Below are 1,837 nucleotides of genomic sequence, written 5' to 3'. Positions count from 1 at the left end.
CTTTGGATGAATGGCATGCCTATACTGTTAGCCGTTATCATTGCGCTCGTAATAAGTTGCATAGCGGGCGGATTAAATGGACTTATTATAAAAATGACAGATGTAGAACCTCTTGTCGTTACACTTGGAACGATGTTTTTATATGCAGGAATTGCCCTTGTTATTTCAGGTGGTTCGGGTGCAGCGGGCTATGAAGGAATAAGTGGTTTACCAGATTCGTATGTGCAACTGGCAAATGGTAGTTTTATCGGTATACCTAATTTATTATGGCTCCTTGTCATTTTAACGATAGTATTTACGATATTGTTTCACCGTACAACATACGGTCGCCACGCAAAATTAACTGGCGCAAATGAAAGTACGGCGAAATATTCCGGAATTCGAACGAAGAAAGTAGTGATTACTGCTTACGTACTTTCTGGGTTAGGAGGTGGATTAGGAGGAGCTTTCTTAACAGCGTATTTCGGTTCTGCTCGTGCTGATATTGGAAGTGAAACCATTTTGCCAGTTATTACGGCAGTTGTATTAGGCGGCACACTAATTACAGGCGGAAAAGGGAGTATTATTGGGACAGTACTAGCGAGTGTTTTTATAGGACTCATGCAGTACGGTTTGCAAATGACGGGCTTAACGAATGAACAATCTAATGTAGTAATAGGTATTATCCTTATTGTTTCTGTTATTATGAGACATTTCAAATTACAACGATTCACTACGGGGAAAAGAAGGAATTTGCATAAGGGGGAAATGTCATGAAGAGAAAACTGGGGATTGTTATTATTATGTGTATTTGTTTAATCGGTTTAATTGCTTGTTCTAGCCAAACTGCGGATAAGAAAAAAGCAGATGATGTAAAATTTGCGTTCATTCCGRAATTAACGGGAGTTGGCTTCTTCACATCAGGTGGTGAAGGTGCAAAAGAGATGGGAGATAAGTTAGGTGTACAAGTGAAGTACGATGGACCGTCTGAGGCAAGTGTATCAGGGCAAGTAAAATATATAAACAATTTTATTAACCAAAACTATGATGCAATTATGGTTTCATCTACGTCAGTTGATGGTCTCTCGCAATCATTACAACGTGCAAAGAAAAAAGGGATGACAGTATTAACGTGGGATTCTGATGTGAATCCGAAAGACCGTTCGTTTTATATTAGCCAAGGTACACCAGACCAACTTGCAAACTTATTAATTGAAATGACTTCTAAGCAAATTGGAGATAAAGGAAAAGTAGCATTCTTTTATTCAAGCCCGACTGTAACAGATCAAAATCAGTGGGTAACGAAGGCGAAAGAGATTATTAAAGAGAAATATCCGAATTGGGAAATTGTAACGACGCAATACGGTGAAAATAATGCGCAAAAATCTTTATCAGTTGGAGAGAGTAYTTTAAAAACGTATCCAGATATTAACATAGTAATATGTCCAGATGCAACAGCACTACCAGCAATGGCACAAGCAGCTGAGAATTTGAAAATGGATAAGAAAGTAGTCGTAACGGGGTTTTCGACACCGAACGTTATGCGTGATTATGTGAAACGAGGAACAGTACAACAATTTGGATTATGGGATGTAAAACAACAAGGTGCACTAGCAACTTATGTTGCAAACGAAATTGTTGTAAAAGGGAAGAAGTTAAAAGTCGGGGATAGCTTTGAAGTAAAAGGAATCGGAAAAGTGAAAGTAGAGCCGAACTCTATTCAAGGGTATGACTATGAGGCAGAAGGAAATGGTATTATCGTATTACCTGAACGAGTTGTATTTACGAAAGATAATATCGATAAGTATAATTTCTAGTAGAAAATAAAAACGTCCGAATATATCGGACGTTTTTATTA

2 protein-coding genes are annotated in these 1,837 nt (G+C 38.0%); both read left to right on the top strand.

The window, feature by feature from the left end; all coding sequences use genetic code 11:
• The coding region (locus AC1DTM_RS24885) for an ABC transporter permease (RefSeq protein WP_477001135.1) at positions 1-756 on the top strand (756 nt) is incomplete at its 5' end.
• Positions 753-1,796: an autoinducer 2 ABC transporter substrate-binding protein LsrB gene (gene lsrB / locus AC1DTM_RS24880; RefSeq protein ID WP_477001134.1), complete on the top strand. Its 1,044-nt coding sequence runs from the start codon at positions 753-755 to the stop codon at positions 1,794-1,796. The genes AC1DTM_RS24885 and lsrB, both read left to right, overlap by 4 nt.
• The last annotated feature ends 41 nt before the right edge of the window (positions 1,797-1,837 follow it).

The organism is Bacillus sp. P4_D3, from assembly GCF_056401855.1.
Note: the sequence above shows the minus strand (reverse complement) of the source record. Positions and strands in the feature narration are given on the sequence as shown.